At 28.8% G+C, this 19,633-nt stretch carries 19 protein-coding genes and 1 tRNA gene; 13 read left to right on the forward strand and 7 right to left on the reverse strand.

The annotated features are described in order from the left end of the window. Positions 1-12: 12 nt before the first annotated feature. Positions 13-1,368: a RagB/SusD family nutrient uptake outer membrane protein gene (locus ACJJVY_RS11425; protein WP_405608513.1), complete on the forward strand. Its 1,356-nt coding sequence runs from the start codon at positions 13-15 to the stop codon at positions 1,366-1,368. Positions 1,369-1,441: 73 nt separating this feature from the next. Here ACJJVY_RS11425 and pyrF read toward each other — a convergent pair whose 3' ends face one another. After that, complete coding sequence (gene pyrF, locus ACJJVY_RS11430; RefSeq protein ID WP_405608516.1) at positions 1,442-2,263, reverse strand: orotidine-5'-phosphate decarboxylase; 822 nt, start codon at positions 2,261-2,263, stop codon at positions 1,442-1,444. A 102-nt stretch (positions 2,264-2,365) separates the two neighbouring features. On the opposite strand from pyrF, the gene ACJJVY_RS11435 reads away from it, so the two are divergent. The 7 genes from ACJJVY_RS11435 (at position 2,366) to ACJJVY_RS11465 (ending at position 7,484) form a co-directional block, all read left to right on the forward strand. Further along, positions 2,366-2,857 carry a TlpA family protein disulfide reductase gene (locus ACJJVY_RS11435; protein ID WP_405608519.1) on the forward strand — a complete coding sequence of 164 codons (492 nt, stop codon included), beginning with the start codon at positions 2,366-2,368 and terminating at the stop codon, positions 2,855-2,857. A 122-nt stretch (positions 2,858-2,979) separates the two neighbouring features. Continuing rightward, positions 2,980-3,738: a triose-phosphate isomerase gene (gene tpiA, locus ACJJVY_RS11440; protein WP_405608522.1), complete on the forward strand. Its 759-nt coding sequence runs from the start codon at positions 2,980-2,982 to the stop codon at positions 3,736-3,738. A 75-nt stretch (positions 3,739-3,813) separates the two neighbouring features. Then, positions 3,814-4,650 carry a 50S ribosomal protein L11 methyltransferase gene (gene prmA / locus ACJJVY_RS11445; RefSeq protein ID WP_405608525.1) on the forward strand — a complete coding sequence of 279 codons (837 nt, stop codon included), beginning with the start codon at positions 3,814-3,816 and terminating at the stop codon, positions 4,648-4,650. Between the two features lie 24 nt (positions 4,651-4,674). Beyond that, positions 4,675-4,950, forward strand: coding sequence for an ATP-dependent Clp protease adaptor ClpS (locus ACJJVY_RS11450; protein WP_405608528.1), 276 nt, complete (start codon positions 4,675-4,677; stop codon positions 4,948-4,950). A gap of 2 nt (positions 4,951-4,952) precedes the next feature. Then, positions 4,953-5,225, forward strand: coding sequence for a hypothetical protein (locus tag ACJJVY_RS11455; RefSeq protein ID WP_405608531.1), 273 nt, complete (start codon positions 4,953-4,955; stop codon positions 5,223-5,225). Positions 5,226-5,243: 18 nt separating this feature from the next. Then, positions 5,244-6,161 carry an acyltransferase family protein gene (locus ACJJVY_RS11460; protein WP_405608534.1) on the forward strand — a complete coding sequence of 306 codons (918 nt, stop codon included), beginning with the start codon at positions 5,244-5,246 and terminating at the stop codon, positions 6,159-6,161. Between the two features lie 174 nt (positions 6,162-6,335). Further along, on the forward strand, positions 6,336-7,484 hold the full coding sequence (locus ACJJVY_RS11465; RefSeq protein ID WP_405608537.1) for an acyltransferase family protein: 1,149 nt from the start codon (positions 6,336-6,338) through the stop codon (positions 7,482-7,484). A 114-nt stretch (positions 7,485-7,598) separates the two neighbouring features. Here the strand turns inward: ACJJVY_RS11465 and ACJJVY_RS11470 are convergent. The 3 genes from ACJJVY_RS11470 to ACJJVY_RS11480 form a co-directional block, all read right to left on the reverse strand. Then, a tRNA-Arg gene (locus tag ACJJVY_RS11470) sits at positions 7,599-7,675 on the reverse strand. 59 nt (positions 7,676-7,734) lie between these two features. Further along, positions 7,735-7,965 carry a DUF2007 domain-containing protein gene (locus ACJJVY_RS11475; RefSeq protein ID WP_405608540.1) on the reverse strand — a complete coding sequence of 77 codons (231 nt, stop codon included), beginning with the start codon at positions 7,963-7,965 and terminating at the stop codon, positions 7,735-7,737. Positions 7,966-7,980: 15 nt separating this feature from the next. Further along, positions 7,981-8,133: an SsrA-binding protein gene (locus tag ACJJVY_RS11480; protein WP_237588353.1), complete on the reverse strand. Its 153-nt coding sequence runs from the start codon at positions 8,131-8,133 to the stop codon at positions 7,981-7,983. Positions 8,134-8,642: 509 nt separating this feature from the next. Here ACJJVY_RS11480 and ACJJVY_RS11485 point away from each other — a divergent pair. Next, complete coding sequence (locus ACJJVY_RS11485) at positions 8,643-9,593, forward strand: calcium/sodium antiporter (protein WP_405608544.1); 951 nt, start codon at positions 8,643-8,645, stop codon at positions 9,591-9,593. A gap of 4 nt (positions 9,594-9,597) precedes the next feature. Here ACJJVY_RS11485 and ACJJVY_RS11490 read toward each other — a convergent pair whose 3' ends face one another. Beyond that, on the reverse strand, positions 9,598-9,879 hold the full coding sequence (locus ACJJVY_RS11490) for a SelT/SelW/SelH family protein (protein ID WP_405608547.1): 282 nt from the start codon (positions 9,877-9,879) through the stop codon (positions 9,598-9,600). A 94-nt stretch (positions 9,880-9,973) separates the two neighbouring features. Further along, positions 9,974-10,987, reverse strand: coding sequence for a glutamine synthetase beta-grasp domain-containing protein (locus tag ACJJVY_RS11495; RefSeq protein WP_405608550.1), 1,014 nt, complete (start codon positions 10,985-10,987; stop codon positions 9,974-9,976). A 167-nt stretch (positions 10,988-11,154) separates the two neighbouring features. Between ACJJVY_RS11495 and ACJJVY_RS11500 the strand changes: the two genes are divergently transcribed. From ACJJVY_RS11500 to ACJJVY_RS11515, 4 genes are all read left to right on the forward strand, one after another. Beyond that, on the forward strand, positions 11,155-13,338 hold the full coding sequence (locus ACJJVY_RS11500) for a glutamine synthetase III (RefSeq protein ID WP_405608554.1): 2,184 nt from the start codon (positions 11,155-11,157) through the stop codon (positions 13,336-13,338). 102 nt (positions 13,339-13,440) lie between these two features. Then, positions 13,441-14,619 carry an AIR synthase related protein gene (locus ACJJVY_RS11505; protein WP_405608557.1) on the forward strand — a complete coding sequence of 393 codons (1,179 nt, stop codon included), beginning with the start codon at positions 13,441-13,443 and terminating at the stop codon, positions 14,617-14,619. Positions 14,620-14,632: 13 nt separating this feature from the next. Continuing rightward, a complete protein-coding gene (locus ACJJVY_RS11510) occupies positions 14,633-15,787 on the forward strand; it encodes an adenylyltransferase/cytidyltransferase family protein (protein ID WP_405608560.1) in 1,155 nt (384 codons plus the stop codon). Positions 15,788-16,023: 236 nt separating this feature from the next. Next, positions 16,024-18,573, forward strand: a complete 2,550-nt coding sequence (locus ACJJVY_RS11515; RefSeq protein WP_405608563.1) for an adenosylcobalamin-dependent ribonucleoside-diphosphate reductase — start codon at positions 16,024-16,026, stop codon at positions 18,571-18,573. A gap of 212 nt (positions 18,574-18,785) precedes the next feature. Here the strand turns inward: ACJJVY_RS11515 and ACJJVY_RS11520 are convergent, their stop codons facing one another. Further along, positions 18,786-19,616 carry an MBL fold metallo-hydrolase gene (locus ACJJVY_RS11520; RefSeq protein WP_405608566.1) on the reverse strand — a complete coding sequence of 277 codons (831 nt, stop codon included), beginning with the start codon at positions 19,614-19,616 and terminating at the stop codon, positions 18,786-18,788. Positions 19,617-19,633: the final 17 nt, after the last annotated feature.

The raw sequence follows: 19,633 nt of genomic DNA on the forward strand, positions 1-19,633 counted from the left end.
AACTTTACAAAAATGAAAATAATAAAATATACATCAATTTTAGTTTTATTTTTTACGATTATTAGTTGTGAGAAAGAACTTGATATTGAACCTGCTCAAAGTATATCTACAGAAGTAGCTTTGTCTACAGAAGAAAATGTTCTTAATATTTTGGTTGGTACATATACAGAAGCTGGAGAGAGTTCATCGTTTGGTGGTGATACACAGATAATTGCAGATTTATTAGGAAATACAACTCAAATGAGTTGGGGAGGTACTTTTATAGATCCAAGACAAATTAATGCAAAAAGTATTTTAGTTGATAATTCTTTTGTAGAAGATGTTTGGGGTAATTCTTATGAGGTAATTAATCAAGCAAATTTAGTGATAGATAATTTAGAAATAATTACAAGTGGAGCTGCCGATACCGCAGAAGGAGAAGCTAAGTTTTTAAGAGCTTTAATGTATTTTGATTTAGTACGTCATTTCGGACAACCTTATCAAGCAGGTATTACTAATTCTCAATTAGGAGTGCCTTTACGTTTAACAGGTATTGTTGATTATGGTGTAGATTTATCTATTGCCAGAAATACAGTAGAAGAAGTTTATAGTCAGATTATATCAGATTTAAATGATGCTTTTTCTAAATTACCAGAAACTAATGATGTTTATGCAGATAAATATGCAGCAGAAGCTTTATTAGCTAAAGTATACCTTCAGCAAGGTAATTATGCAGCAGCAAGAGATGCAGCAGATGATGTAATAACAAATAGTGGTCATTCTTTAGCATCAACTTATAGTGGTGCTTTTAATAATGATTCGGATAGTGTAGAAGATCTTTTTGCTTTTCAAGTAACATCTCAAGGTGGAGATAACGATTTTATTACATTTTATGCTTCGCAAGATTTTGGGGGTAGACAAGGTGATATCGATCTACAAGCAGGTTTTTTCGATTTGTTTGATGATGCTGCAAATGATGAAAGATATAGTTTTACGTATGTCAGTTCAGATACTGGAGGAACTTTAACATCAAAATATACAAATCAGTTTGCTAATATTTCTGTTTTAAGAATAGCTGATATGCATTTAGTAAGAGCAGAATCTAATTTTAGAGAAGGTACAAGTGTTGGTTTATCTCCTTTAGATGAAATTAATGCTGTTAGAGCAAGATCTAATGCATCTGCTTTAAGTGACGTTACATTGGATTTGTTTTTTAATGAAAGACAATTAGAGTTATCTTTTGAGGGGCATTTAATTCATGATATTAAGAGGATGCAAAAAGATGTAGGTACTTTATCTTATGATGCAGAGGAATTGGTATTACCTATCCCTCAAGCAGAAATGGATACTAATGTTTTAATGGAGCAAAATTCAGGGTATATAAATTAGAAAAGTAATTTATAATAATAACAAAAAGGCTATTTTTAATTAAATAGCCTTTTTTATTTGTTGAAATAAATATTTATTTTTTATCCTCTAAAATATCAGCCATTTGGCTTTGTAATTCTTTAGCTTTTAAAGCAGATTGTTTTGCAAAATCATTATTGTTTGAGGCATAAATAATACCTCTAGAAGAGTTAATTAATAAGCCAATATTTTCTGATAAACCATATTTACAAACATCTTGTAAATTTCCTCCTTGAGCACCAACTCCTGGCACTAGCAAAAAAGAATCTGGTACAATTTTTCTAATCTCAGTAAAAAACTCCGCTTTGGTAGCTCCAACAACATACATTAGGTTTTCGGAATTTTTCCAACTTTTAGAAGTTTCTAAAACTTGTTTATATAACTCTTTTCCTTCAATTTCTTTTGTTTGAAAATCAAAAGCACCTTCGTTAGAAGTTAATGCTAACATAATAGTGTGTTTATCTTTAAACGCTAAAAAAGGTTCTACAGAATCTTTTCCCATATAGGGTGCAACGGTAACAGAATCAAAAGCCAAATCTTCTAAGAAAGCTTTTGCATACATGGTAGATGTATTACCAATATCACCACGTTTAGCATCTGCAATTGTATAAATTTCTGGATAATTAGTATTTAGATAATTTATAGTTTTTTCTAAAGATTGCCACCCTTTTAATCCATAAGCTTCATAAAAAGCAGTGTTTGGTTTGTAGGCAACACATAGGTGATGAGTTGCATCAATAATTGCTTTGTTAAATTCAAAAATAGGATCTTCTTCTTTTAATAGATGAGGTGGTATTTTGTTTAAATCCACATCTAATCCAATACATAAAAATGATTTTTTCTTTCTAATTTGAGCAATAAGTTCTTGTGTTGTCATTTGTTTTCTAATAGTTAAGCAAAAGTAAGTATTTTTGTTTTTATTATCATCTCTAGTTGTAAGTATTCAAATTTATAAAAGACATAAAATAAAAAAGATATCATGTTTAAAAAAGTAATAATTTTTACTGTTTTTATAATTTTAGTCAGTTGTAATTTAGAGAAACCAACAGTATTTACAGAAAAAGCACGTAATGAAAAAGTTTATAATTTAAACGGAGATTCATTCAGTTTTAAAGACATATTAAATCAATATAAAGGAAAAAAGATTTTAATAGATGTTTGGGCAGGTTGGTGTAGAGATTGTATTCAAGGTCTACCAAAAGTAAAAGAATTACAAAAAGAATATCCAGAAGTAATATATTTATTTTTATCGGTAGATGAAAGACAAGCTACTTGGAAAAAAGGAGTAAAACGTTACAATATTACAGGAGAACATTATAATTTGCCAAATGGGATGAAAGAAGGAGATTTGGTAGCATTTTTAAATGTTAGTTGGATTCCAAGGTATTTGGTGGTTGATGAAAATGGCAAAATTGCAGTTTTTAATGTAACTAAAGCATATGATAAAAAAATAAAAGATGCATTAAAGTAAAAAATTATATCGTTTTAGTAAGTATTTGTTTTTCTCAACGATTTTTGTTTTCCATTTCTTAAATTTACATCAGAATTAAAATAAGATAACGTCAAATATTTTAGAAAATAAAAAATAGAATTATGAGAACAAAAATTGTAGCAGGTAACTGGAAGATGAATAATGATAAGGCAGAAAGTAAAAAACTTATCAAAGATTTAAAAAAAGCAATTAAAAAAGAAGAATTAGATAATACTCGTGTAATTGTTGCTCCTACTTTTGTAAATCTATCTGCATCTTTAACTGCGGCAGATGATTCTAAAATAGAGGTTGTTGCACAGAACATGCATCAAGCTAAAAATGGTGCTTATACAGGTGAGATTTCTGCAGATATGTTAAAAGCAATCGGAATTAAAACGGTTATTTTAGGGCATTCTGAAAGAAGAACTTATTTTAATGAAACAGATGAGTCTTTAGCAGCAAAAGTAGATGCTATTATAGAAAATGAATTAGAAACTATTTTTTGTTTTGGAGAACTATTAGAAGATAGAAAATCTGATAATCATTTTGCAGTTGTAGAAAGTCAATTAAAAAATGCTTTATTTCATTTAGAAGCTAAAGATTGGGCAAGTATTATTTTAGCTTACGAGCCTGTTTGGGCAATTGGTACAGGAGAAACTGCAAGTGCAGAACAAGCGCAAGAAATGCATGCTTTTATTAGAAGTATTATAGAAAAACAATATAGTAAAGAAGTGGCCGATGAAGTTTCTATCTTGTATGGAGGAAGTGTAAAACCTGCAAATGCAGAAGAAATTTTTTCTAAACCAGATGTAGATGGTGGTTTAATTGGTGGTGCTGCTTTAAAAGTTGATGATTTTACAGGAATTATTAAAGCGATTTAAGTATCGTTTAAAAAATTTTACAATAAATTTGCATCGAGATTTAAAATCTTGATGCATTTTTTTTACAAGCAATTTATGGATAATATTTATATAGAATACAATTTTACAGTAACACCAAAAGAACCAGCAACAGAAATTTTAATAGCAGAATTGGGTAATGTTGGTTTTGAGAGTTTTGTTGAAAATGAAAATGGAGTAACAGCTTACATTCAAAAATTAGAATGGAATTCTGATATTTTAGAAAGTATTTTTGTTTTAAATTCTGATGAGTTTTCTATCGAATATAATCATAACGAAGTTGAGCAAACCAACTGGAATGCAGAATGGGAAAAGAACTTTACGCCTATTCAGGTTGATGATTTAGTGAGCATCCGTGCGCCATTTCATGAAAATCCAAATTTAAAATATGATATTGTTATAGAGCCAAAGATGAGTTTTGGTACAGGTCATCATGAAACTACACACATGATGGTTCAACATTTAATCAATTTAGATTTAACGGATAAAAAAACCTTAGATATGGGGTGTGGAACTGGAATTTTAGCAATTTTTGCTGAAATGAAAGGAGCAAATCCGATTGATGCCATTGATATTGATAACTGGTGTTATGAGAATTCATTAGAAAATGTAGAAAGAAATAATTGTAAAAACATTTCTGTTTACGAAGGAGATTCTTCACTTTTAAGTGATAAAAAATATGATGTAATTATTGCTAACATCAACAGAAATATTTTATTAATGGACATGAAGGTTTATACAGATTATTTAAATAAAGACGGAGTTTTATTATTAAGTGGTTTTTATAAAGAAGATATTTCTATTATAGACGCAGAAGTAAGTAAATTTAATTTAAAGCTAGAAAAGTTTATAGAAAGAAATAATTGGGTTGCGGTAAAATACAACAAAGAGTAAAAAATATTTTATACCTTTATGATTATGAGTACAAAAGAAAAAATTCAAGAAGAAGTAGATGTTCTAGAGCAAGAAGTATTTCAGCACGAAATTGTTTTACATAATGATGATGTAAATACATTTGATCATGTTATAGAGTCTTTAATAGATGTTTGCGATCATACTTTAGTACAAGCAGAACAATGTGCAACTCTAGTGCATTATAAAGGAAAATGCACGGTAAAATCTGGCGAGTATAAAGATTTAGAACCAAGATGTTCTAAATTATTACAATTAGGTTTATCTGCAGAACTCGTTTAATTATGGAGAACGTTTTTAAATACTATGAGTTTTCGGATTTTTTTGAAGATAAATCAGATACTTTTTCTGGAAACGAAATAAGCTTTACAGAATTAAACGACACTCATTTTTTAATATTTGAGAAAAATAATAGTAGTTATAATCTTTATGTTTCTAGATATAAAGGTAAAAAGGATATCGGGTTGAATGTTCCTGAAATTTTAGAATTGTTAGTAGAAAACTACGATAAAAGTATCCCCGAACATCGTATTATGATAAAGCAGTATTTAAGTTAAATACTTCAATAACTAGAAATGAAATCTAGAAACATCTCTCTTGATTTACTTAAAATTATATTGGCAATTTTTGTCGTTTTAATTCATTGTAGTTTTTTTATTGATATTAATTTAGAAGTTTATCATTTAACTAAAAATGGGCTTTTTAGAACAGCAGTTCCTGTTTTCTTTTTAATCAATGGGTATTTTTTTAAGCAAGTAATAGATAATAAATCCATAGTAAAATGGATGCTAAGAGTGTTTATTTTATATTCAGTTTGGATGTTTATTTATGCTCCATTATGGTTTAGTCTAGATTTTAAATCTATCATTATTAATGTTCTAGTAGGTTTCCATCATCTTTGGTATATAAAAGCACTGCTGTTTTGCGGAATACTTTTATTTATAATTAGAAAAATAAAGGTAAAATTTCTCTTTTTCATTTCATTTGTATTATTTTCTTTAGGTGTTCTTGTTCAATATTTAAGAAATATTCATGTTTTGTATTTTGATGTATATTCTCATAGAAACTTTCTTTTTTTAGGATTACCACTTTTTATTTTAGGTTATTTAATTCATAAAAAATCTTTACAAACTAAATTATCTTCAAAACAGAATTTATTTTTAATTCTATTATTTACTGTCATTTTATTGATAGAAAGTTATATTAATTATTATTATAATTTTGATAGAAATGATAATCTATTTTCATTAATTTTTCTTTGTCCTTTAACTTTTCTTTATGCCTTTAATCTTCAATTAAAGTCTAATGTTAATTCTAAAAATATTTCATTAGTTTCTACAGCAATTTATTTAATTCATCCTTGGGTAATGCATTTTTTAAGTTTAATATATAAATTTAATAGTATTTCCTTGTCTTTTTTAACCATTTTTGTTTCCGTTTTATTTTCTTATTTTCTTATAAAATTGGATACTAAAATTAAATATTTATTGTGATTTCTGTGTATCTAAAACAAGGCGGAATAAGTTTCAAAGAAAGCAAAAAATGGTAAATTATTTTTTAAATAAAGTTTTCATTCCTCGGGTTTTATTATTTAATTTGTTTAAAAGCATATGAGTATATTGCACTCAAAATTGTTTTAATTTAAAATTGCAAAAAAGAAAAAGTAAATGGGATTATTAAGATTATTATTAGCGTTATGTGTTGTAGTTGCACATTCAGGAGCTATATTTGGATTTGGCCTTGTAACAGGTAAAACGGCTTTACATTCGTTTTTTGTTATATCAGGATTTTATATGGCTTTAATATTAAATGAAAAATATATTGGCCAAAACAATTCTTATAAATTGTTTATTTCAAATAGGTTATTGAGGTTGTATCCAATATATTGGGTGATTGCTATATGTACTATTGTTTTTTCTGTAGTTATGTATTTGGTTACAGGTAATGATTTTGGACCGCTCCAGCCTTATGTAGAGTATTTTGATTCCATGAATTTTGGAACTATCTTTTTTTTAATCTTTACAAACATAATTATCTTTTTACAAGATATAGTAATGTTTTTAGGGTTAGATACTATTACTGGAGGTCTTTTTTTTACAAAAGACTTTAGGCAAACCGATCCTGCATTATATAATTTTTTACTTGTACCACAAGCTTGGACAGTTGGTCTTGAGTTAATTTTTTATTTAATTGCACCTTTTATAGTTAGAAGAAAAATAAAATTTATAGTTATTTTATTATTTATTAGTTTGGCTATTAGAATTGTTTTTTATGTGAATGGTTACCAAAAAGATCCTTGGGCATTTCGTTTTTTTCCATCAGAGATTTTCTTCTTTTTACTAGGAACACTTTCATATCATATGTACAAAAAAATGAAGTCTTTAAATATAAAAACCTCAACATTAAAATTAGTTTATGTTTTCATATTAGTTTTTTCACTTTTTTATTCTTTCATTCCTTATATAGGTAGTTTTCCAACTTATCCTCATTTTCCATTAAAATCTATGATTTATATATTCTGTATATTTTTAAGTATTCCGTTTATTTTTATCTTATCTAAGAAATGGAAGAGAGATAGGTATATTGGAGAGTTGTCTTACCCTGTTTATTTATCTCACATACTTATATTAAATTTAATAAGATGGGTAGATATTCCTCTGTTTAATAATTATACTAGTATATTTCTTTCTATCTTTTCTATAATTTTCTCAATTGTACTAACTGAATTAGTTACAAATAAAATTGAAGGTTATAGGCAACGTAGAGTTAAAGTTGTAAAAAAAAATATAATTATCACTAAAAACATTATTCACTAAAAAGGAGTAAACTTAGGTTTGCTCCTTTTTTTGTAAGAAGAAACTTTAAGTACAGATTGTTTGAAAATGAAAAAACCAGTAATTTCCAAAAGTGTTGGAAAGTACTGGTTTTAGTGGTGACCATGCTAGGATTCAAACCTAGAACCTCTTGAGCCGTAATCAAGTGCGCTATTCAGTTGCGCCACATGGCCGTTAAGCGGGTGCAAATATAGTGTGATTTTTTTAAAATAGAAAAGTTATTTTTATTTTTTTATGAATTTATTTCTGTTTTATAATTTTCAACAAATATATTGGCCTTATCTACATCAGTATTTAGTACATAAAGCTCAACAGAGTTTATTTGTGTCCCAAAACCTGCTAATCTAGCTGACTCTACTGTATCTTTAATTAAGTAATGTATATTGTTGTCTTCTAATAAGTTTTCTAAACCTTTTACTAGAATAGAGGATCCTGAAAATATTTTAATGTGTTTTGTTTCCATGTTTTTAAGTTTAAATTAATCAAGAGAATTTAAAGTTACAAAAGCTCTCCAGCCAATTATAGCTAATTGAATTTTAGAAGCTTTAGAGATATCTAATCCTTTTTTTGTAAAGGAAGGTAAAACTAGTTTATTAATTTTAGCAAGAATTTTAAAAACTTGTTTTTTCATCAATTGTAAATTTTCATCAAATTTACTAAATTAAACAACTCGGTTTTAAAGGTTAAGTTGTTTAATTATAAGTTTCATTTTTTTTGGTTAGAATAAAATTTGAAATATAATTTCTGTAATAGAAATGATAATTTTAAAAAGTATAACAATCATAATATACGGTTTTTTTGGTTAGAAATATTAGTCAATTTCGAAATTGTTTTATCAATATATAATGTTTCTAATATTCTTCACTTATAACTGATTACTTATTAATTAAATTGATTTTCAATTTATTATATAAAAATAATTATTAGTTTTAATTTGTAACTATAATTGCTTAAATATGGTTTTAATATATAACTTTAATTATTGTACTTACTGTTAAAATGTAAGGTTTTTAAGGGGGATTAGTATGTGTTTTCTGTAACTAAAGGAATTTTGATTATTTATAATTCAAATTAATGCCTTTTCATTTTTATTTTCATGTTAAACTGATAAAGATGTATCTTCGTCCCAAAATAAAATTCATGAGTTTTTTTTATGTAATTATTGGGTTAACCTTACTTGTTGTAGGAGGTGAGTTTTTAGTAAGGTCTTCTATTGGTTTGTCTTTTAAGTTGAATATATCCAAAATGGTTATTGGTATGACTGTAGTTTCTTTTGCAACCTCTGCACCAGAATTATTAGTTAGTTTACAGGCTGCATTAGATGGTTCTCCTGCAATTGCAATAAATAATGTTATAGGATCTAATATAGCTAACATAGGGCTTGTATTAGGTATTACAGCTATAATTGGACCTATAGCTGTAAGTAAAGATTTTTACAAGTTAAATTGGCCTGTAATGATGATTTTTTCTGTAGTACTCTATTATTTTTTATATAATGATAGTTTATTAACTCGTTTAGAAGGTGCAATACTTTTAATAGGTTTAATAGCTTTTTTGTTTGTTTTAATAAGAAATGCAAGAAAAGAAGATGTTTCTGTTGAAGATGTAGATGATGCCCTTGCAGAAATTGGTTATGGAAAGATAATTATTTGGTTGTCAATTGGTGCTGTTGCTCTTTATTTTGGATCAGAATTTTTAGTGAATGGAGCTAAAGATATTGCTCAAAGCATGGGAGTTAGTGAGGGTGTAATATCAATAACAATGATTGCAATAGGTACTAGTGTGCCAGAACTTGCAGCTTCTGTAATTGCAGCTATAAAGGGTGAGAAAGCTATTTCTTTAGGTAATTTAATTGGTTCTAATGTTTTTAATATAGCTTCAGTATTAGGAATTACAGCTTTAATTAAAGAAATCCCTGTAACAGAAGCTCAAATATTATCTAGAGATGTTTTTTGGATGTTAGGATTTTCGGGTATTTTAATACCATTAGTATTTTTACCAAAGAAATATATATTAAACAGGTTTAAAGGTGCTTTTTTATTTTTAGGATATGGGGTTTTTATATATATAGTTTTTAAAACTACTGTTTAATTACTTATTTCTTCTTTCTGTCAATGTGACCTAAGTTTCTATCTGGTGCAATTACATCTCGAGTTAATTGTTTTAATATGGTTATTTCAGGGAAACCACTTTTTTCTTTTCTAGACCATATTAAAATATCATTTGCATAGATATTGTAAACTCCACCAGTGACAGGGGTAAGTGTAAGAGAGTTAATTTCAGTATTAAAAGTGGTTAATAGTTCTTGGCTCATCCAAGTTGCACGCAGTAACCAATTACACTGTGTACAATATTCTATTCTTATTTTGTTTTCCATTTTTAAATATTTAGTTATAAATTATAATATACATTAAAAAGAAAAAACACTTACATTTCTGTAAGTGTTTTTTAATAAATGATGCTTGTATAAATTATTTAACTGGCTTAACAGTTTTAATAATTCTTGCAGCAATTTTATATGGGTCTCCGTTAGAAGAAGGTCTTCTATCTTCTAACCATCCATGATAACCTTTTTCTACAGCGATAATTGGAATACGAATTGATGCTCCTCTATCTGAAACTCCCCAAGAGAAATCTGTAATAGATGCAGTTTCATGTAAACCAGTTAAACGTTGTTCGTTATGCTCTCCATAAACTTCAATATGTTCTTTTGTTACAGGACGGAAAGCTTCACAAATTTCTGCATATTTATCAGCAGAACCACATTCTCTTAAAATAGAGTTAGAGAAGTTTGCATGCATTCCAGATCCATTCCAGTCTCCTTTAATTGGTTTTGGGTGGTATTCAATGTACCATCCATACTTTTCAGTTAAACGGTCTAATAAATATCTAGCAATCCAAATTTCATCACCGGCTTTTTTAGCTCCTTTTGCAAATAATTGAAATTCCCATTGTCCGGATGCAACTTCTTGATTAATCCCTTCAAAGTTTAATCCAGCATCAATACATAAATCAGCATGCTCTTCTACGAAATCTCTACCAAAAGTATTTTTACCACCTACAGAACAGTAATACATTCCTTGAGGCCCAGGATAACCACCTACAGGGAAACCTAAAGGTAATTGAGTTTTAGAGTCCATGATAAAGTATTCTTGCTCAAAACCAAACCAGAAATCGTTGTCATCATCTTCAATAGTAGCACGACCATTAGACTCATGTGGAGTTCCATCAGCTTTTAAAACTTCTGTCATTACTAAGTATCCGTTAATACGAGCAGGGTCTGGGTAAATTGCAACAGGCTTTAAAATACAGTCAGATGCTCCTCCAGAAGCTTGTTTTGTAGATGATCCGTCAAAAGACCAGTTACCTAATTCTTCAATTGTTCCTTTAAAGTCTTCATGCTCTTCAACTTTGGTTTTACTTCTCATGTTCTGAGTTGGATAGTACCCATCTAACCAAATGTATTCTAATTTAATTTTAGCCATAATATTTAAATGTTTTGTGATGTTTCTGTTACAAAAATGGATTTTTTTGTGAAGATATCAAAAAAATGAGGGGTTAAATGTTTAAAATTCATAAAAAATAATTTTATCCCTAATTTTGAAAGGGTATATTTGTTTAAAGTTAAAAAAAAACAGAAAAAATTACTAATATGTCAAGGATTAGGTTTACTGCGTTAAAAGAAACACTCCATAGAAGCCCTATGAAAGTGATTCAGAATGATAAAAGATCCACACTTTTTGGACAGAATGTATTTAATAAATACGCTATGCAACAGTATCTTACGCGTGCAGCTTACGAGAGCGTAATGAATGCCATTGATTTAGGAATTAAAATTGATAGAAAAATTGCAGACCAAGTTGCAGTGAGTATGAAAGATTGGGCAATTTCTAAAGGAGCTACACATTATACACATTGGTTTCAGCCATTAACAGGTGCTACAGCAGAAAAACATGATGCTTTTTTTGAGTCGATAAATGGAAGTTTGGCAATGGAAAAATTTGATGGAGAACAATTGGTACAACAAGAACCAGATGCATCTAGTTTTCCTAATGGAGGAATTAGAAATACATTTGAAGCTAGAGGTTATACCGCTTGGGATCCAACTTCTCCCGCATTTATCTATGAAACTACACTTTGTATACCTACTATTTTTGTAGCTTATACAGGTGAAGCTTTAGATAACAAAACGCCTTTATTAAGAGCGTTACAAGCTATTGATACACATGCAACTGCAGTTTGTAAATATTTTGATAAAAATGCTAGCAAAGTTTTTGCAACACTTGGTTGGGAACAAGAGTTTTTTTTGATTGATGATGCTTTGGTGCTTGCAAGACCAGATTTACAATTGACAGGTAGAACTTTATTAGGTCATCCTCCAGCAAAAGGGCAACAGTTAGACGATCATTATTTTGGAACAATTCCTGCAAGAGCAATGAGTTTTATGCAAGATTTAGAACAAGAATGTATGTTGTTAGGGATTCCTGTAAAAACAAGGCATAATGAGGTTGCTCCTAATCAATTTGAAGTTGCTCCAATTTTTGAAGAAGCAAACTTAGCAGTTGACCATAATTCGTTGTTAATGGATGTTATGCAGAAAATTTCTCGCAGACATAAATTTAAAGTATTGTTTCATGAAAAACCATTTTCTGGAATTAATGGTTCAGGTAAACATAATAACTGGTCTTTATCTACTGCAAAAGGAGTTAATTTACTAAGTCCTGGTAAAACACCAATGAAAAACTTACAGTTTCTTACTTTTTTTATTAATACAATAAAGGCTGTTTGTAATTATGAAGAAATGTTAAGAGCATCAATTGCAACAGCAAGTAATGAGTACCGATTAGGTTCTAATGAAGCTCCGCCAGCAATAATATCAGTATTTATTGGTCGTCAATTATCAGCAGTTTTAGATGAATTAGAAAATGTAACAAAAGGGAAACTTTCTCCTCAAGAAAAAACAGATTTAAAGTTGAATATTATAGGTAAAATACCAGAAATTTTACTAGACAATACAGATAGAAATAGAACATCACCTTTTGCTTTTACTGGTAATAAATTTGAATTTAGAGCAGTAGGTTCTTTAGCAAATTGTGCGATACCAATGACCATTTTAAATACAATTGTAGCAAAACAATTAAAAGAATTTAAAATAGAAGTTGATACTTTAATTGAAGAAAAAGAACTTAAAAAAGACGAAGCCATCTTTAATGTACTTAGAGAATATATAAAAGAATCGAAAGCAATTAGGTTTGATGGAGATAGTTATGCAGAATCTTGGGAAAAAGAAGCAAAAAAACGGGGTTTAAGTAATTATAAAACAACTCCGGATGCTTTAAAAGTTAAAATATCTGATAAGGCAATTTCTTTATTTGAAGATATGGATGTGATGAGTAAAATAGAATTAGAAGCTCGTTATGAAATTGATCTAGAGTCTTATGCAAAAAAAGTATTAATAGAAGCAGGTGTTTTAGGAGATATTGCAAGAAACCAAGTAGTGCCAACAGCAATTATTTATCAAAATACATTATTAGAAAATACGAAGAATTTAAAAGAAATTTTTGAGAACGAATATAAAAACATAGCTAAAGAGCAAATAGAATTAATTATGGTTATCTCTACCCATATTACAGAAATTAATGCTTTAGTTGGAAAAATGGAAGCAGAAAAATTAAAATCAGAAAAATATTTTGGGTTAAAATTAGCAGAACATTGTAGTAATAAGATAAAACCATTTTTGTTAAAAATAAGATATCATTGTGATCAATTAGAAACATTAGTTGATGATAACTTATGGCCATTAACTAAATATAGAGAGTTGTTTTTCACAAAATAAATGAAAATTTCAATTCCATTTTATTAAAATTAAATTCATTTTATTTTTGAATGGTTTTTTTAATCAAAAGGTTAAATTTGCATCACACAACATAACAACAACATGAGTCAAGAAGTTTCTAAAAGATACGCACAAAGAGGTGTTTCTGCATCTAAAGAAGATGTTCATAATGCAATTAAAAACATAGATAAAGGTTTATTTCCAAAAGCATTTTGTAAAGTAGTACCAGATTATTTAACAAATGATGATGATTATTGTTTGATAATGCATGCAGACGGAGCGGGAACAAAATCTTCTTTGGCATATATGTATTGGAAAGAGACAGGAGATATTTCTGTTTGGAAAGGGATTGCACAAGATGCTTTAATTATGAATATTGATGATTTATTGTGTGTTGGTGCAACAGATAATATTATGTTATCATCAACTATTGGACGTAATAAAAGTAAAATTCCTGGAGAAGTTTTATCAGCAATTATAAACGGAACAGAAGAATTAATTGAAGACTTAAAAGGATTTGGAGTAACCATTCACTCAACAGGAGGGGAAACTGCTGATGTTGGTGATTTAGTACGTACAATTATTGTAGACTCTACAGTAACAGCAAGAATGAAACGTTCTGAAGTTATCGATAATGCAAACATAAAAGCAGGTGATGTAATTGTTGGTTTAGAATCTTTCGGACAAGCAACTTATGAGACTGAATATAATGGAGGAATGGGGTCTAACGGATTAACCTCTGCCAGACACGATGTTTTTCATAACTATTTAGCAGATAAATATCCAGAAAGTTTTGATGCTGCTGTACCAAGTGATTTAGTGTATTCTGGTAATACAAAATTGACTGATAAAGTAGAGGATTCACCTATTAACGCAGGGAAATTGGTTTTATCACCAACAAGAACGTATGCGCCAATTATTAAAGAAATTTTATCTAATTTTTCTTCGGATAAAGTACATGGAATGATTCACTGTTCTGGTGGTGCACAAACAAAAATCTTACACTTTGTAGATAATTTACACATTGTTAAGGATAATATGTTTCCAATTCCGCCTTTATTTAAATTGATACAAGAACAATCTAAAACAGATTGGAAAGAAATGTACCAAGTTTTTAATTGTGGTCATAGAATGGAAGTATATGTTTCTCCAGAAATAGCAGAAGAAATTATTACAATCTCTAAATCTTTTAATGTGGATGCTAAAATTGTAGGTAGAGTAGAAGCATCAGAAAAAAAGAAGTTGACTATTACAAGTGAATATGGTATATTTGAGTATTAACTAAAAAAAATAAATGGGAAAGAAGGTATTCGTTTCAGGGTGTTTTGATATGTTACATAGTGGTCATATTGCTTTTTTTAAGCAAGCAGCTTCTTATGGAGACTTATATGTAGGTATTGGTTCTGATGCAACAGTAGATGATTTAAAAGGTAGAAAAACTATAAATTCTGAAAGAGAAAGAATTTATATGATTAACGCCATAAAGTATGTTACAAAATCTTTTGTAAATTCTGGTTCTGGAATTTTAGATTTTAAAGAAGATCTAATAAAATTAAAACCAGATTATTTTATTGTAAATGAAGACGGTTACACGTCAGAAAAAGAAACTTTATGTAAAGAATTAGGTATAGAATTAAATGTTTTAAATAGAATACCAGATGCAGATTTACCAGAAAGATCTACAACGGCAATTCGTTCTGGAGACAATTGTTCTTTACCTTATAGAATAGATTTAGCAGGTACTTGGATAGACCAACCTTATGTGTCAAAATTTACTCCTGGTTGGGCAATTACTTTATCTTTAGAGCCAATTTTTGAGTATAATGAAAGATGCGGAATGTCTACGTCCACAAGAAATGCAGCAAAGAAAATTTGGCCATATTATTTACCGATTGACAAGCCAGAAAAATTAGCAGAAATTTTATTTAAGTTTGAAAATACTCCAGGTTCAGAAATTATTTCAGGAGCACAAGATGCAATAGGTATTTGTATGCCTGGTCTTGTAAGACATTATTATAACAATGCATATTGGCCAGAGAAATTTGAATCTATACATGAAGAAGAAACACTTTCTTGGCTAGAGAAGCATATAAGCATGGTTACTTTGTGGCCACGAGAAAAAGGTTTAGATCTTTTAGTGGAAACTTATATTAATGAAGAAAATGTTAAGGAATTGACAGTTGCATCAGAAGAAGTTTGGGATGCTATTAAAGAGAAAGATTTAGAAAGTTTTTCTAAAGGTTTTTTAAGATCTTTTAATGCTCAAACTAAAATGTTTCCTAAAATGGTGAATGATAGAATTGAAAAAGAGATTGAAAAATATAGTGACAAAGCATCTGCGTGGAAATTGGCAGGAGCTGGTGGAGCTGGATATTTAATTCTTGTTTCTGATGAACCAATTGAAGGAACAATGAAAATTAGAATTAGAAGAAAAGAAGCACAATTGTAATTTTTATTTTATTAAAGTTTATTAAAAGAGATTAGTATTTAAATACTAATCTCTTTTTTGTTTTTTAAAACTTAGAATATTTGTTAACTTTTTATTGTTGATAAACAGTTAATCAATTGATTTTTATTTTTTTGAATTTTTGTTAGAGAAATTAAATGACATTTATCATCTTTTAGCTTTCTGTTTTTGAAGAACTTTAGATTTCTTATTTAATTTAATCAACTATATAAATTACAATGGATTCTAATAAATTAATGCCATCAAAAACTGCTGTTACAAGAGAAGAAGTTCTTAAAGCTTCATTAAAATATTTTAAAAATGATGAATTAGCCGCTACCGTTTGGCTAAATAAATATGCACTTAAAGATTCTGATGGAACTATTTACGAAAGTTCACCAGATGATATGCATCATAGAATTGCAAAAGAAATTGCAAGAATAGAAAAGAAATATAAAAATCCACTTTCAGAATCAGTAATTTTTGATGTTATAAAAAACTTTAAATATATCGTTCCTCAAGGAAGTCCAATGGCAGGAATAGGAAACCCTTTTCAGATTGGTTCTTTATCCAATTGTTTTGTAATAGGTAATAATGGTGAATCTGATTCTTACGGAGGAATTATGAAAATTGATGAAGAACAAGTGCAGTTAATGAAACGTAGAGGAGGTGTTGGTCATGATTTATCTCACATACGTCCAAAAGGTTCTCCCGTAAAAAATTCAGCATTAACATCAACAGGTATTGTGCCTTTTATGGAGCGGTATTCTAACTCTACAAGAGAAGTTGCACAAGACGGAAGAAGAGGTGCATTAATGTTGTCTATTTCTGTAAATCACCCAGATGCAGAAGATTTTATTGATGCAAAACTAGAGCAAGGTAAAGTAACTGGTGCAAATGTTTCAGTAAGAATTGATGATGCTTTTATGGAGGCTGTTGTTAAAAATGATAAATACACTCAGAAATATCCAACATTTAGTAAGCAACCATTGTATACAAAAGAAATTGAAGCAAATTCTATTTGGAAAAAAATAGTACATAATGCATGGAAATCTGCAGAACCAGGAATTCTATTTTGGGACACTATCATTAACGAATCAATACCTGATTGCTATGCAGATTTAGGGTATAAAACAGTTTCTACAAATCCTTGTGGAGAAATACCTTTATGTCCTTATGATTCTTGTCGATTATTGGCAATAAATTTATTTTCTTACGTAGAAAATCCTTTTACGGATAAAGCAGCATTCAATTTTAAATTATTTAAAAAACATATTGTTATTGCTCAAAGAATGATGGATGATATTATTGATTTAGAGTTAGAAAAAATAGATAGAATTTTAGCAAAGATAGATGCAGATCCCGAAGAAGATACTGTAAAAGCGACAGAAAAAAATCTGTGGTTAAACATAAGACAAAAAGCTTACGAAGGTAGAAGAACAGGAATAGGAATTACAGCAGAAGGTGATATGTTGGCAGCTTTAAATATCCGTTATGGGAGTGAAGAAGGAAACACGTTTTCTACAAAAGTGCATAAATTTTTAGCATTAGAAACTTATAGGGCTTCGGTATACTTAGCTAAAGAAAGGGGGGCTTTTTCAATTTTTGATGTAAATAGAGAAAAGGAGAATCCGTTTATTTTAAGAATAAAAGAGGCTGACAGTAAATTGTACTATGAAATGTTAGAATTTGGTCGTAGAAATATTGCTTTATTAACCATTGCGCCAACAGGAACTACAAGTTTAATGACACAAACTTCATCTGGAATAGAACCTGTTTTTATGCCTGTATATAAACGTAGAAAAAAAGTAAATCCTAATGATAAAGAAATTCGTGTTGATTTTGTGGATGAGGTTGGAGATTCTTGGGAGGAATATGTAGTTTTTCATCATCGTTTTAAACAATGGATGGAAGTTAATGGGATTGATACAAATAAAAATTTTTCTCAGAAAGAAATTGATGATTTGGTGAAAAAATCTCCATATTATAAAGCGACATCTAATGATATAGATTGGTTAAGTAAAGTTACTATGCAAGGTGCAATTCAAAAATGGGTAGATCACTCTATCAGTGTAACTGTAAATTTACCAAATGATGTTACCGAAGATTTAGTTGGTAAGCTATATTTAAAAGCATGGCAAGTTGGTTGCAAAGGCGTAACGGTTTATAGAGATGGATCTCGTTCTGGAGTTTTAATTTCCTCTGATGAAGAAACAGAAGAAAAAGTAAGCGATTTTAATTTACCTAAAAAGCGGCCTCAAAATTTAGAAGCAGATGTTGTACGTTTTCAAAATCAAAAAGAAAAATGGATTGCTTTTGTTGGTTTGTTTGAAGGTAAACCTTATGAAATTTTTACAGGTTTAGCAGATGATGAAGATGGTATATTAATTCCGCGTTGGGTGGAAAAAGGATATATTATAAAAAATAGAAATAAAGATGGAGAAAGACGTTATGATTTTCAGTACAAAAACAAACGTGGTTATAAAACAACTATAGAGGGGTTGTCTTACAAATTTAACCCAGAGTTTTGGAATTATGCGAAACTAATTTCAGGAACAATGCGTCATGGAATGCCTATTGATAAGGTTATAGATTTAATTCAAAGTCTACAGTTAGACTCAGAATCTATCAATACATGGAAAAATGGGGTACAAAGAGCATTAAAACGTTATGTAAAAGATGGAACTAAAGCAAAAGGACAAACTTGTGATAATTGTAATTCTACAGATTTAATTTATCAAGAAGGATGTTTAATATGCCAAGAATGTGGTTCTTCTAAATGTGGATAAATTGTTATTTAAATAAAAAACCTCTAAATAATTATAGAATATTTAGAGGTTTATTGCTCTTGAGAATAAATTAGTTTTATAATTCAAAAATATCTTCAAATCTTCCAATTCCAAAACCTTGTTCGATTACAGTTTTAGTTTCTGCACTATTTGGATTTATTACAGGATTTGTGTGATTAAAATGGATGAAAATAATTTTACCTTTTTCTTCTTCACTTAAATTTTTCTAAACTTTCAATGATAAAAGGATGAGGTATTTGACTAATATCTCTACTATCAATTTCTTTTCCGCTATAAAAAGTAGCATCCAAAAAAGCATAATCAACTTTTTTTATTTCATCAATAATATTTTTGTTCCATTTTTCCCATTTATCAATATCCGGAATAAATAAAGCACTTTTATTTGGCCCTTTAATTCTATAACCAACAGTTTCAGAAAATTCATCTCTATGAGGAACTAAAATAGGAGTAACGTTAATTTTATCAGATAATTGAATAATTTCTTTATTTTGTATTTCACTCAATTTTATGTTTTCACTTTTTATCAACTGACTCCAAGGTCCGTTATTAGAAATAAAATTTTTCATTTTAGGCATTGTGTAAACCAGTACGTCTTTAGAATTCATAGATTCTTTACCCAAATACATTAAACCTGCATAATGCCCAATATGTGCATGTGTTAAGAAAATTCCATCAGCTAATTCACTATCACTTTTATTATTGTATTGTGTTAGCATTTTCATTTGAGTTCTAATATCTGGAGTAGCATCAAACAAATAAGTTTTATTATCTTGTTTATCAATTAACCCTAAAGAAATTACTTGTCTTTTATAATCAGGATTTTCAAAGAGGTTTTTACAACAATCTTTTTTACAACCTATTTGCGGAGACCCTGCATCTTGTATTGTTCCTAAAAGCACCAAAGAAGTTTTTTTTATGTTCTTTTGTTGTTCAGTTTTTTCTATTATAACTTTTTCTGATGATTTTTCTTTAGAGCAAGAAAGAATGAAAAGTGTAAAAAAGAGTATATAATATTTATTCATCTAGTTTTTGTTGATAT

It is taken from the genome of Polaribacter sp. Asnod1-A03 (assembly GCF_045063585.1).
Classification (GTDB): Bacteria; Bacteroidota; Bacteroidia; order Flavobacteriales; family Flavobacteriaceae; genus Polaribacter.